Annotated in this window: 15 protein-coding genes; 13 read left to right on the top strand and 2 right to left on the bottom strand. The window is 59.0% G+C overall.

Annotated features, from left to right (window positions below):
* The first annotated feature begins 124 nt into the window (after positions 1-124).
* Positions 125-967 carry a mechanosensitive ion channel family protein gene (locus tag QNH97_RS22615; protein WP_283553979.1) on the top strand — a complete coding sequence of 281 codons (843 nt, stop codon included), beginning with the start codon at positions 125-127 and terminating at the stop codon, positions 965-967.
* A 147-nt stretch (positions 968-1,114) separates the two neighbouring features.
* On the opposite strand, the gene QNH97_RS22610 is transcribed toward QNH97_RS22615, so the two are convergent.
* On the bottom strand, positions 1,115-2,365 hold the full coding sequence (locus tag QNH97_RS22610) for an OprD family porin (RefSeq protein WP_283553978.1): 1,251 nt from the start codon (positions 2,363-2,365) through the stop codon (positions 1,115-1,117).
* An 898-nt stretch (positions 2,366-3,263) separates the two neighbouring features.
* On the opposite strand from QNH97_RS22610, the gene QNH97_RS22605 reads away from it, so the two are divergent.
* Complete coding sequence (locus QNH97_RS22605) at positions 3,264-3,689, top strand: HIT family protein (RefSeq protein WP_283557534.1); 426 nt, start codon at positions 3,264-3,266, stop codon at positions 3,687-3,689.
* Between the two features lie 4 nt (positions 3,690-3,693).
* Positions 3,694-3,900, top strand: coding sequence for a SlyX family protein (locus tag QNH97_RS22600; protein WP_025215235.1), 207 nt, complete (start codon positions 3,694-3,696; stop codon positions 3,898-3,900).
* 71 nt (positions 3,901-3,971) lie between these two features.
* Here QNH97_RS22600 and QNH97_RS22595 read toward each other — a convergent pair whose 3' ends face one another.
* Positions 3,972-4,577 (bottom strand): cold-shock protein, encoded by a 606-nt coding sequence (locus tag QNH97_RS22595; protein ID WP_025215234.1) that lies wholly within the window; start codon positions 4,575-4,577, stop codon positions 3,972-3,974.
* Positions 4,578-4,972: 395 nt separating this feature from the next.
* Here QNH97_RS22595 and QNH97_RS22590 point away from each other — a divergent pair, with 395 nt between their 5' ends.
* The 10 genes from QNH97_RS22590 (at position 4,973) to tolQ (ending at position 12,812) form a co-directional block, all read left to right on the top strand.
* Positions 4,973-5,446 carry a Dps family protein gene (locus QNH97_RS22590; RefSeq protein WP_283553977.1) on the top strand — a complete coding sequence of 158 codons (474 nt, stop codon included), beginning with the start codon at positions 4,973-4,975 and terminating at the stop codon, positions 5,444-5,446.
* Positions 5,447-5,630: 184 nt separating this feature from the next.
* Positions 5,631-5,975, top strand: coding sequence for a ribbon-helix-helix domain-containing protein (locus QNH97_RS22585; RefSeq protein WP_283553976.1), 345 nt, complete (start codon positions 5,631-5,633; stop codon positions 5,973-5,975).
* A gap of 147 nt (positions 5,976-6,122) precedes the next feature.
* Positions 6,123-6,344 (top strand): FmdB family zinc ribbon protein, encoded by a 222-nt coding sequence (locus QNH97_RS22580; RefSeq protein ID WP_003178589.1) that lies wholly within the window; start codon positions 6,123-6,125, stop codon positions 6,342-6,344.
* 75 nt (positions 6,345-6,419) lie between these two features.
* Positions 6,420-8,195 (top strand): aspartate--tRNA ligase, encoded by a 1,776-nt coding sequence (aspS, locus tag QNH97_RS22575; RefSeq protein ID WP_025215231.1) that lies wholly within the window; start codon positions 6,420-6,422, stop codon positions 8,193-8,195.
* A gap of 119 nt (positions 8,196-8,314) precedes the next feature.
* Positions 8,315-9,061, top strand: a complete 747-nt coding sequence (locus QNH97_RS22570) for a YebC/PmpR family DNA-binding transcriptional regulator (RefSeq protein WP_283553975.1) — start codon at positions 8,315-8,317, stop codon at positions 9,059-9,061.
* Between the two features lie 152 nt (positions 9,062-9,213).
* On the top strand, positions 9,214-9,738 hold the full coding sequence (gene ruvC, locus QNH97_RS22565) for a crossover junction endodeoxyribonuclease RuvC (protein ID WP_025215229.1): 525 nt from the start codon (positions 9,214-9,216) through the stop codon (positions 9,736-9,738).
* A gap of 114 nt (positions 9,739-9,852) precedes the next feature.
* Positions 9,853-10,470 (top strand): Holliday junction branch migration protein RuvA, encoded by a 618-nt coding sequence (gene ruvA, locus QNH97_RS22560; protein WP_283553974.1) that lies wholly within the window; start codon positions 9,853-9,855, stop codon positions 10,468-10,470.
* On the top strand, positions 10,471-11,532 hold the full coding sequence (gene ruvB, locus QNH97_RS22555; protein ID WP_025215228.1) for a Holliday junction branch migration DNA helicase RuvB: 1,062 nt from the start codon (positions 10,471-10,473) through the stop codon (positions 11,530-11,532).
* Between the two features lie 127 nt (positions 11,533-11,659).
* A complete protein-coding gene (gene ybgC / locus QNH97_RS22550; protein ID WP_123415693.1) occupies positions 11,660-12,127 on the top strand; it encodes a tol-pal system-associated acyl-CoA thioesterase in 468 nt (155 codons plus the stop codon).
* A complete protein-coding gene (gene tolQ, locus QNH97_RS22545) occupies positions 12,117-12,812 on the top strand; it encodes a protein TolQ (protein ID WP_025215226.1) in 696 nt (231 codons plus the stop codon). Before ybgC ends, tolQ begins: the two co-directional genes overlap by 11 nt.
* The last annotated feature ends 4 nt before the right edge of the window (positions 12,813-12,816 follow it).

The following is a 12,816-nucleotide window of genomic DNA, read 5'->3' as shown; positions in this document are numbered from 1 at the left end:
TGCTCCCGCTTGGGTGCGAAGCGCCCACCTATAAGGGGCTGCTACGCAGCCAGCGGGAGCAAGCTCCCTCGCCACAATGTGCCTCTGCAGGTCTTTTAGTGGCAACAGCAATAAGGAAAGAACGATGGATTTGAACGCTGAAGTGGACAACCTGGTCAAGGCTTCCCAGACCTGGATCCCCATGATCATGGAATACGGCAGCCGGGTGCTGCTGGCGATCATCACCCTGGCCATCGGCTGGTGGCTGATCAACATGGTCACGCAAAAACTGGGTGCTTTGCTGGCCCTGCGTAACGCCGACCTGGCGTTGCAGGGGTTTATCAGTACCCTGGCGAACATCATCCTGAAAATATTGCTGATCGTCAGCGTCGCGTCGATGATCGGTGTGGAAACCACCTCATTCGTCGCCGCCATTGGTGCGGCAGGCTTGGCGATCGGCCTGGCGTTGCAGGGCAGCCTGGCGAACTTCGCCGGCGGCGTGCTGATTCTGTTGTTCCGTCCGTTCCGCATCGGCGACTGGATCGAAGCCCAGGGCGTGGCCGGTACGGTCGACAGCATCCAGATCTTCCACACGGTGATTCGCACCGGTGACAACAAAACCGTCATCGTGCCCAACGGCAACCTGTCGAACGGCATCATCACCAACACCAATCGCCAGCCGACCCGCAAGGTGGTGTTCGATGTGGGTGTGGATTACCAGGCCGATCTGCAAAAGGCCCGGGAAGTGTTGCTGGAGTTGGCAAAGGACGAGCGTGTACTGGCCGAGCCCGCGCCTGAAGCGGTGATTTCCACCTTGGGCGACAGTTCCATCACGGTGTCGTTGCGGGTATGGGTGAAGACGGCGGATTATTGGAACGTGATGTTCATGTTCAATGAACAGGCTCGGGATCGTTTGAAAGACGCGGGTATTGATATTCCGTTTCCCCAGCGAGTGATTCGAGTGGTTCAGGAAGGGGTGGCGCAATAATGGTTTGAATATAACCTGGCGCTGGAGTCAGGTTATGTTTAGTTAGCTTGCTATTTAAGTTAATTGCACGCACAAAAAAACCGCTCACATGGAAACATGTGAGCGGTTTTTGTTTGTTGCGGGTGTAGCTATCGAATTAGCACTGAATTACAAGATGCTCAGTGGGTATTCGATGATCAGACGGGTATCGTTGTTATCGCCGCCACTAAGCGCGGTATTCGAACGATAGAACGCGGTACGTACGCGGAAAGACAGGTCTTTGGCTGGACCGCTTTGCAGGACGTACTTGGTTTCGAAGTCCAGCTCGCGTTCCTTGCCTTCTTCAGTAGCAGTGGTGATGTTGTCACCACGAACATAACGAGTCATGAAGCTCAGGCCAGGAACGCCGTAGGTCTTCATGTTCAGGTCGTAACGAGCCTGCCAGGAGCGTTCGTCTTCGTTGTTGAAGTCGGAGTATTGGATGGAGTTGGCGAGGAAGATAGTGCCGTTACCATCTGCGCCATACTTGTAGCCAGCGTCACCGGTGGCACGTTGATGCGCGACGGTGAATTTGTGGGCGCCAAGGCTGTAAGCTGCTGCGAGAGACCAGATGCGGTTGTCGGCCTCACCGCTGAGCTCCTGACCCTCACCTTTGGTGTCGTAGCCGTTGAAGTCGAAGTTCAGGGACTGATCTTCGTTGATCGGCAGGGTGTAGTTCAGGTTGATGTATTTCTTTTTGTAGTGGTCTTCGATATCCGAAGCAGCTACGCCGGCTACAAAATTGTCAGTGAATTGGTAGGTTGCACCCGCAATGTTGGCGGATTTCAGGCCGGTGCCGTTGACGGTGTCACGGCCCATGCCAGTCTGCCCGCTCAGGGAAGTGAAGCGACCTGCGGTCAGCTCCAGGCCCTTGATTTCCTTGCTGGTGATCAAGGTGCCAGTGGCAACTTCCGGCAGCAGACGGCTGTCGTCAGTAGAGAAAACTGGGCTGGCAACGATTTGATTACCGTACTTCAGGACAGTGTCGGAGAGACGGAATTTAACCGCGCCACCAGCCTTCGATTGAGTATCTTCCAGATTGCCGTCGCTGTCCTGGGCGAACAGACCGTTACCGGCACGGCCAGTGCCACCGTCGAATCGCACAGTGCCGAATGCAAAGGCGTCAACGCCTACGCCAACGGTGCCTTGAGTGAAGCCCGACTCGTACATGGCGCGTACACCAAGGCCGGATTCTTCACGGTAGCTTTGTGGGGCGCCGTGTTGTTTGAAATCACGGTTCATGTACAGCGCACGGCTAAGTACATTCAGACTTTGATCTTCAAAAAAGCCCTTGGATTCTTCCTGGGAAGAGGCCATTGCGAACTGCGAGGTACTGGCCGATACAGCCAGTGCGATCATGCTCCACTTCATCACGCGCATCGTGATTTGCTCCTTTGGTTTTTAGAAGAGTACTGCCGTCCCACCTGTTTTTTTATCTGGGCGGCTCTTTCTTTTTGTGTCGGCGCAAACTTATATCACGACGACATTACTTGGCGATACTTGCCCATCCAACCTTTCAGCTTCTTTACGACCATGTCGCCAATGGCTCGATCCATGTCGTATTTCAGCTGTCCCGACGCACTCAGGCTCACAACTTTGACGTTGTTGTTTTTCTCTGGCATCGGTGTAAAGAGTCCGTAGTTACCACGCTTGAAGCTCCTGAGGGCAGCCTTGCCACTTTAATTTATAGGTCTGCAGGTTCCCGCTTCCGGCGACGCCCTGTAGACGATGTGGGGATGAATGCAACAAGCATGCACAAACCCGAGTTTCCTTCACATTTTTTTCACATTCTGCCTGGGGTCGCGGTGAAACCTCATGAAACCGGGCTCCAAAGGCCTTGTTTTAAATAGGGTTGACTGCCATGCAGCTATCATGTTTGGCGTCCATAAACGTCGCCAGACAACCAAAAACGTTACCGGTTCACCCTCCAAGTGAGTAAATCCCGGATGCTTCGTGCACTGAGCGTAGCCTCACTGTGCCGTTTTGGTGCAAAAAATTTTCAAGCTGTACGAAAATCATACAGGTCCAGCGTGATGCCCAACCCTTGGCGGGGGACGTTTCAGGCCCTTGCACAAGCATTGCGCTGTATTGGTGCGCGCGGCTGCACTTGTTCATGCCAGGCCCAAAAAATTTATCGCGAATATCAACCTCGGGCCAGGGTATGGGCAGTACCCCGTGAACGAGTCGGCGTTCGCAGGTATGCTGCCTGTCTGTGCCCGGCCCAGGCCTGCAGGCCGCCAAGCTGGACATGACCGATAACGAGCGAGGAGTACGCGCGGTGTTTGCTTTAGATCCACGACTGCAACAAGACACATTGCCTATCGGCGATTTCCCGCTGTGCCGGTTGCTCTTGTCCAATGACTCGAACTACCCGTGGTTCATCCTCGTACCGCGGCGGGAAGATATCAGCGAATTATTTCAATTGGATGACGCCGATCAACAGCAGCTGTGGAAAGAAACCACGGCGCTGGCCGAAACGCTCAAGGACTCCTTCGACGCCGACAAGTTGAACGTTGCAACCTTAGGTAACGTCGTCAGTCAATTGCATATGCATGTCATCGTGCGTAAGCGTGATGATGCCGCCTGGCCGGCGCCGGTCTGGGGCAAGCATCCGGCCAAGCCGTATAATGCAGAACAGGTCTCGGCTATCCGCGAGCGATTGCGCGGGGCCTTGTCCGATGATTTCAAGTTTCTGGAGGGCTGAAACCATGAACCTTGAAGAGCGTGTAACCGACCTGGAAAGCCGCCTGGCGTTTCAGGATGACACCATCCAGGCATTGAATGATGTGTTGGTGGCGCAGCAGCGGGTTGTCGAGCGCCTGCAGCTGCAGATGGCGGCGCTGCTCAAGCGCCAGGAAGAAATGGCCGGGCAATTCGAGACCTTCGAAGAAGAGGCGCCGCCCCCTCATTACTGATCTGTCGCTGAGCGGCAGGCGTTAAAAAACCGCGAGCAGCCTGGCTGCATCGCGGTTTTTTTACGTCTGGATCAGCGGCGCGGGAGCGCGGCGATCACGTCTTCGGCCTGCAGGCCCTTGTCGCGATTCATGACGGAGAACTCCACGCGCTGGCCTTCTACCAGGACGCGGTGGCCTTCGCCACGAATGGCCCGGAAATGCACGAAGATGTCATCGCCGGAGTCGCGGGAGATGAAGCCGAACCCCTTGGACGTGTTGAACCACTTCACGGTACCGGTATCACGGTTGGACATGTCGTAGTTCTGAGGCGCGGCGGCCGGCGACGATTTTTTGTAGAAGCTGACAGCCAGGTGCAGTGCTACTGCGAACAGTGCCGCGGCCAGGCTGAATACAATGGCCGGTTGACCACCGATTTCCGGCATGGGCGCCAGCAGGGCCAGGGTTTGCAGGGCGACGGCCAGCACCAGCAGGGCGCTGACAAGGTTTTGCAGTTGGTGACGTGGACCTTTGTTCCAGTAAGGGATAACCGGTGCGAGGGTCAGGTTGAGCAGGCCGAAAAAGGCCAGGTACAGTGCGTCGGGGTGTTGCAGGTAAGGTGTGGCTTCGGAACCCAGGCTAGGGATGAAGGACAGCAGCAGGGCAGCTGCGCCCATTAGCAAGTGGACGATTTTCAACATTTTGATTGGCTCACGGTTAAGACGGATCACAAGGAAGAGCTGGTCGGGGTCGGTTCGCTTCGGAACAATGAGAGGCGTTGGACACGTACCCGAATCAGCCTATGCGTCACGCCTGGAAAAATAGGCGTAGCGACACACTGCCTATTTAACAGCAAAGCCCCGGCCTTCTCAAACTCGTTACGGAGGTGCGCCGCGCTGTTCGTCGGCTGGAAAAAGGCCACCGGTTCTTAAAAGTGTCTGGCAAAGGGCGTTGAATGCCCTGTTTGCCGGAACCGTCCGGTGTCCGGGCTTGTCGGTTCAGGAAGGCTGGCGATCTGTCGCAGGCTGTAGGCGGCAAAAGCCACTAGAGTGGAGTGGCCGCTGCCAAAATCATCACCGTCAGGAGATTAACCCATATGGCTATTGATATCGGTATCAGTGAAGAGGATCGCAAGTCCATCGTCGACGGATTGTCACGATTGCTGTCGGACACCTATGTGCTGTACCTCAAGACCCACAATTTCCACTGGAACGTCACGGGCCCGATGTTTCGGACCCTGCACCTGATGTTCGAGGAACAATACAACGAGCTGGCGCTGGCAGTGGACCTGATCGCCGAGCGCATTCGCGCCCTCGGCTTCCCGGCCCCGGGCGCCTACTCGGTGTATGCGTGTCTGTCTTCTATTAAGGAAGAAGAGGGCGTGCCGGGCGCCGAAGACATGATCCGGCAATTGGTCGAGGGCCAGGAGGCGGTGACGCGTACGGCCCGTGGCATCTTTCCTTTATTGGACAAGGTCAGTGACGAGCCGACCGCCGATCTGTTGACCCAGCGCATGCAGGTCCACGAAAAGACTGCGTGGATGCTGCGTTCGCTGCTGGAAAACCAATAAGGCGCGATATTGCCCGCGCCTCCTTGTGTAGGACGGTGTAACTCATCGCCTGCCTGCTGTTGGCTTGTCCTACGGGGGATGGTCATAAAGTCGTCTGGATCTGGCGATGCCGTTGAGCTTCCATAAGGGCCACAGATGGGTTGTTCCAACTGAGAGGTTCGTATGGCAAAGGAGTGTCAACGGTATGATTCAAGGAAAAGAACCCGGGGAGAGTGTGCGTGGGCGTTTTCAACCCATACACGTCGACCCGTTCGTCAGGGGGTTCGATATGCGACTGGTCCAGCCCCTGGCCCGATCCATCCGTCTGAATGGGTTCGCCACCTGTCTGCGGTTGGAGCAAGTCTATTGGGATATCCTCGGCGACATGGCCCAGCTCAACAATTGCTCCATCAGTTCCTTGCTGTCCCACGTGGATCGGGAGGTGCATCTGCGTCATGGTGGGGTGCGCAATTTCAGTGGGCTGGTGCGTGTGGTCTGCGTGGTACACGGTTTGAAGGGCGCCGCACTGGAGGTCGCGGACCGTCATTGATGGGGCGTGGCCCTGTCGGTGCCTGAGCCGGACCGGTAACGGCCTGTGCGCTTACGGCTGCACAGGCCGCATTTAATGGATATAATCCCGCTCTTTGCCGCAAAGCCCAGCCTTTGCGCGAGTAACCTGATCGCCGAGACAACCCCCATGCCGATGTACGACTATCAATGTGCTTCCTGTGGTCATCAGATGGAAGCCATTCAAAAGATCAGCGCGGCACCGCTGGTCGACTGCCCTGCCTGCCAGGCGCCGGAACTGAAAAAGATGCTGTCCATGCCAGGTTTCCGCCTCGGCGGCACTGGCTGGTATGAAACCGACTTCAAGACCGGCGCCAAGAAGAACCTGGCCGGTGGCGACAAAGCTGATTGAGTTGAACACGCGCGAGTTCTTGCACGGGCAGGGCCTCCAACCGAATTTCGAATTACGAGAAGTGAAACCACTACCATGATGCGCAGCCATTATTGCGGCCAACTGAACGAAAGCCTGGAAGGTCAGGAAGTTACTCTTTGCGGATGGGTCCATCGTCGCCGTGACCATGGCGGGGTGATTTTCCTCGATATCCGTGATCGTGAAGGCCTGGCCCAGGTGGTGTTCGATCCGGACCGCGCTGAAACCTTCGCCGCCGCCGACCGCGTGCGCAGCGAATACGTGGTCAAGATCACCGGCAAGGTGCGCCTGCGTCCGGCCGGCGCCGGCAATGCCAACATGGCATCCGGCATGATCGAAGTGCTGGGCTATGAGCTGGAAGTGCTGAACGAAGCGGAAACCCCGCCGTTCCCACTCAACGAATACTCCGACGTGGGCGAAGAAACCCGCCTGCGCTATCGCTTCATCGACCTGCGTCGTCCTGAAATGGCCGAGAAGCTGCGTCTGCGCTCGCGCATGACCACCAGCATCCGTCGTTACCTGGACGAGAACGGTTTCCTCGACGTCGAGACGCCGATCCTGACCCGCGCCACCCCGGAAGGCGCCCGCGACTACCTGGTGCCAAGCCGTACCCACCCCGGCAGCTTCTTCGCCTTGCCGCAGTCGCCGCAGTTGTTCAAGCAGCTGCTGATGGTGGCCGGCTTCGACCGTTACTACCAGATCGCCAAGTGCTTCCGCGACGAAGACCTGCGTGCCGACCGTCAGCCTGAGTTCACTCAGATCGACATCGAGACCAGTTTCCTCGACGAAAAAGACATCATGGGCCTGACCGAAGGCATGATCCGCAACCTGTTCAAGGAAGTGCTGGGTCTGGAATTCGGCGAATTCCCGCACATGACCTGGGACGAGGCCATGCGCCGCTACGGTTCCGACAAGCCGGACCTGCGTATCCCGCTGGAACTGGTGGACGTGGCCGACCAGCTCAAGGAAGTCGAATTCAAGGTCTTCAGCGGCCCGGCCAACGATCCGAAAAGTCGCGTTGCCGCCCTGCGCGTACCGGGCGGGGCGAGCATGCCGCGCAGCAAGATCGACGACTACACCAAGTTTGTCGGCATCTACGGTGCCCGTGGCTTGGCGTACATCAAGGTCAACGAGCGCGCCAAGGGCGTCGAAGGCCTGCAATCGCCGATCGTCAAGAACATCCCTGAGGCCAACCTGAACGTGATCCTTGATCGCGTTGGCGCGGTCGATGGCGACATCGTGTTCTTCGGTGCCGACAAGGCCAAGATCGTCAGCGAAGCCCTGGGTGCGCTGCGGATCAAGGTCGGTCACGACCTGGAGCTGCTCACCTCCGAGTGGGCGCCGTTGTGGGTTGTCGACTTCCCGATGTTCGAAGAGAACGACGACGGCAGCTTCACCGCGCTGCACCACCCGTTCACAGCACCCAAGTGCACACCGCAGGAGCTGGAAGCCAACCCGGCGACCGCGCTGTCCCGTGCCTATGACATGGTGCTGAACGGCACCGAACTGGGCGGCGGTTCGATTCGTATCCACCGCAAGGAAATGCAACAGTCGGTCTTCCGTCTGCTGGGCATCAGCGAAGCGGAACAGGAAGAGAAGTTCGGCTTCCTGCTCGATGCGCTGAAGTACGGTGCACCGCCCCACGGTGGCCTGGCCTTCGGCCTGGATCGCCTGGTGATGCTGATGACCGGTGCCCAGTCGATCCGTGAAGTGATCGCGTTCCCGAAAACCCAGAGCGCGGCCTGTGTCATGACCCAGGCACCAGGCCTGGTGGATGCCAAGGCGTTGCGCGAGCTGCACATCCGTCTGCGTGAACAGCCTAAGGCTGAGTAAGGCTGACCCTTGAGGGCGCATCTTCGGATGCGCCTTTTCATTGGGGTCGATATTTCTGGTTGCCGGCTGCTGCGTAAGCGCGGGGCGGGCAATGTTCCAAGGCAAAACCGGAGCGAGTTATGGCAGGTCATTCCAAGTGGGCGAACATCAAGCACCGCAAAGAACGTCAGGATGCCAAGAGGGGCAAGATTTTCACCAAGTGGATCCGCGAGCTGACGGTCGCGGCTCGCCAGGGTGGCGGTGAGCCGGGTTCCAACCCGCGTTTGCGCCTGGCCCTGGACAAGGCGCTGAGTGCGAACATGAGCCGCGACATCATCGACCGGGCCATCGCCCGTGGCGCGGGTGCGACCGAGGCCGACAACGTTGAAGAGCTGACCTACGAGGGTTATGGGCCGGGCGGCGTGGCGGTGATGGTCGAGTGCATGACCGACAACCGCAACCGTACCGCCGCTGCCGTGCGCCACGCCTTCAGCAAATGCGGCGGGAACCTGGGTACCGACGGTTCGGTGGCCTACCTGTTCGAGCGCAAGGGGCAAATCAGCTTCGCACCGGGCCTCGATGAAGATGCCTTGACGGAAGCGGCCCTGGAAGCCGACGCCGACGACGTGGTCAGCCATGAAGATGGCTCATTTGACGTGTTCACCTCGTTCGCCAGCTTCTATGCCGTGCGTAACGCGTTGGAGGCGGCGGGTTTCAAGCCGGTCGACGCGGAAATCGTCATGCAACCGACCACCAGCGCCGAACTGGACCTGGACGGCGCGGAGAAGGTGCTCAAGCTGATCGACATGCTTGAAGATTTGGATGACGTGCAGAACGTCTATTCCAATGCCGATATTCCGGAGTCGGTGGCCGAACAACTCGGCTGATGGCTTCCATTTAACTGCACGAATGCCAATGTGGGAGCGAGCTTGCTCGCGATAGCGATATTTCAGTCAACACTGTGCTTGCTGACCCGACGCCATCGCGAGCAAGCTCGCTCCCACAGCTCTGGTCAAATCCTCTTCAAACCGCAGGCGCTATGACTTTAATCCTTGGCATCGACCCCGGTTCGCGCATCACCGGCTACGGCGTGGTTCGTGATACCGGGCGCGGCTGCGTGTACGTTGCGTCCGGCTGCATCCGCACGGGGGCCGGCGAGCTGCACGAGCGCCTGCAGATCGTTTATCGCGGCGTGCGCGAGGTCATCCAGACCTATGGCCCGGTCACCATGGGCATCGAAAAGGTGTTCATGGCGCGCAACGCCGATTCTGCCCTGAAACTGGGGCAGGCCCGGGGCGCGGCGATCGTCGCCGGTGCCGAGGAAAGCCTGGAGATCGCCGAATACACGGCAACCCAGGTCAAGCAGGCGGTCGTCGGAACGGGGGCGGCCAACAAGGAGCAGGTGCAGATGATGGTGATGCATCTGTTGAAGCTGGTCAGCAAGCCGCAGATCGACGCCTCCGACGCCCTGGCCATCGCCATTTGCCATGCCCATACCCGTTCCAGTTTGTTGCCTCACGGTCTGGGAGCTGCACGCAGTCGTGGCGGGCGCCTGCGTCTCTGATAGCATCAGCGCAATCTTTCGTGAGCCCGAGCATTTTTCGCCTGTGTTGTCGGCGTTTCTGCTCCGGCTGTTACTCGCCAGCCAGCGGCTGGCCTACGCCCAAGGATCTGAAACGTGATTGGACGCTTGCGCGGCACCCTGGCTGAGAAACAGCCGCCGCACCTGATTCTGGATGTAAACGGGCTCGGCTATGAGCTGGAAGTGCCCATGACCACGCTGTATCGCTTGCCGTCGGTCGGTGAGCCGCTGACGCTGCACACCCATTTGGTCGTGCGCGAGGATGCGCAGTTACTCTATGGCTTCGTCGGCAAGCGCGAGCGGGATTTCTTCCGCGAGTTGATCCGCCTCAACGGTGTCGGCCCGAAACTGGCCCTGGCCTTGATGTCGAGCCTGGAAGTCGACGAGCTGGTGCGATGCGTGCAGTCCCAGGACACCTCGGCCCTGACCAAGGTGCCGGGTGTCGGCAAGAAAACCGCCGAGCGCCTGTTGGTCGAGCTCAAGGACCGCTTCAAGGCCTGGGAAGCCGTGCCGGCGATGTTCGCCCTAGTACCGAATCAGCCTAACCAGCCGGACGCGTCTCTGTCAGCGGCCAGCGCCGAAAACGATGCGGTGACCGCGCTGATCTCCCTGGGCTACAAGCCGCAGGAAGCCAGCAAGGCGATTTCCGCTATCAAGGAAAAAGGCTTGAGCACTGAAGATATGATTCGTCGTGCCCTGAAGGGAATGATTTAAGTGATTGAAGCTGACCGTCTGATCGCCGCCACGGGCGCGCCCCGTGACCGCGAGGAAATCCAGGACCGGGCGATTCGTCCCGTCAGCCTGGCCGACTACATCGGTCAACCGACCGTGCGCGAGCAGATGGAGCTGTTCATCCAGGCGGCCCGTGGGCGCAGCGAGTCATTGGACCACACCTTGATTTTCGGGCCGCCGGGACTGGGCAAGACCACCCTGGCCAACATCATTGCCCAGGAAATGGGCGTGTCGATCAAGAGCACGTCCGGGCCGGTCCTCGAGCGGCCGGGCGACCTGGCGGCGCTGCTGACCAATCTTGAGCCTCATGACGTGCTGTTCATCGACGAAATCCATCGCTTGTCGCCGATCGTCGAGGAAGTGCTGTACCCGGCCATGGAGGATTTCCAGCTCGACATCATGATCGGCGAAGGGCCGGCGGCGCGCTCCATCAAGTTGGACCTGCCGCCCTTCACCCTGGTGGGCGCCACTACCCGCGCCGGCATGCTGACCAACCCGCTGCGCGACCGTTTCGGTATCGTCCAGCGGCTGGAGTTCTACAACAACGCGGACCTGGCGACGATTGTCAGTCGTTCGGCGAGCATCCTTGGCTTGCCGCTGGATCCGGACGGCGCTTATGAAATCGCCCGTCGGGCCCGGGGCACGCCGCGGATCGCCAACCGGCTGCTGCGCAGGGTTCGCGATTTCGCCGAGGTCCGGGCCAAAGGGCACATCACCAAGCCGATCGCCGACCTGGCGTTGAACCTGCTGGACATCGATGAGCGCGGCTTCGACCATCAGGACCGGCGCCTGCTGTTGACCATGATCGAGAAATTCGACGGTGGCCCGGTGGGCGTGGACAGCCTGGCCGCGGCCATCAGCGAAGAGCGCCACACCATTGAAGATGTGCTGGAACCGTACCTGATTCAGCAGGGCTACATCATGCGCACCCCCCGTGGACGCGTGGTGACCCGCCATGCTTATTTGCATTTCGGCTTAAACATCCCGACACGAATGGGTGAGATGCCGGTGGTAGACGAATTCCTCGATGCCGTGGACGATTGAACGAGCTCCGTGCAGCGACTTTTTCCGGGTTCGTGCTGTCCCAGACGACACCCGGAGCGTCAATGCATTCGAGAATGAAAAAACAGTTGCCTGGCCGATTGGCAACCTGAGGAGTAAGCACTAGAGTATGCGCGCGCAAAACGGGCTGGAGTCGTTCGCACATCGCTGTCGCGTTTATTACGAGGACACCGATGCCGGCGGCATCGTTTACTACGTCAATTACCTCAAGTTTATGGAACGGGCTCGAACCGAACGGCTGCGGGAACTGGGTTTTGCCCAATCCGCGCTGGCAGGGGAGGACCTGTTATTCGTCGTGCATTCCAGCGAAGCGCGCTATCACGCGCCGGCGCGACTGGACGACGAGCTTCTGGTAAGTGCCGATGTCATCGAATTGAACCGTGTCAGCCTGCGTTTCAAGCAGCAGGTCAGGCGGGCTACGGATAATGTGCTGCTCTGCGAAGGGCAGTTTTTGGTGGCCTGTGTGCGCACCCATAGTTTGAAACCCCGGGCCATTCCCGAAACTCTACGTGCGGCCTTTGCCGGCGTGAGCGGCGCGGGTACACACTCAGAGCAGGAGATAAAGCGTGGAAGCTAACGTCGTCGACCATTCCTCCATGTGGAGCCTGGTCAGCAATGCCAGCGTCGTGGTGCAACTGGTAATGCTGATCCTGGTAGCCGCATCGGTGACCTCATGGATCATGATCTTTCAGCGCAGCAACATGCTGCGTGCCGGTCGCCGTGCCCTGGAGAGCTTCGAAGAGCGCTTCTGGTCCGGCATCGACCTGTCCAAACTCTACCGCCAGGCCGGCAGCAACCCGGACCCGGATTCGGGCGTGGAGCAGATCTTCCGTGCCGGCTTCAAGGAGTTCTCCCGTCTGCGCCAGCAGCCCGGTGTTGACCCGGAAGCGGTGATGGAAGGCGTGGCCCGTGCCATGCGCGTCGCCATTTCCCGCGAGGAAGAAAAACTCGAACAAGGCCTGTCGTTCCTGGCTACTGTCGGTTCGGTCAGCCCGTACATCGGTCTGTTCGGCACCGTGTGGGGGATCATGAACTCCTTCCGTGGCCTGGCTTCCGCCCAGCAAGCGACCCTGGCCACCGTGGCCCCGGGTATCGCCGAGGCACTGATCGCCACCGCTATCGGTCTGTTCGCGGCCATCCCGGCTGTTATTGCCTACAACCGCTTCGCCGCCCGCAGCGAAACGCTGACTGGCCGTTACTACACCTTCGCCGATGAATTCCAGGCGATCCTGCACCGCAAAGTGCACACCAGCGAAGAATAAGCAG

The sequence above is a fragment of the Pseudomonas sp. G2-4 genome (genome assembly GCF_030064125.1).
Lineage (GTDB): Bacteria > Pseudomonadota > Gammaproteobacteria > Pseudomonadales > Pseudomonadaceae > Aquipseudomonas.
This window is presented reverse-complemented; position numbering and strand designations above follow the sequence as displayed.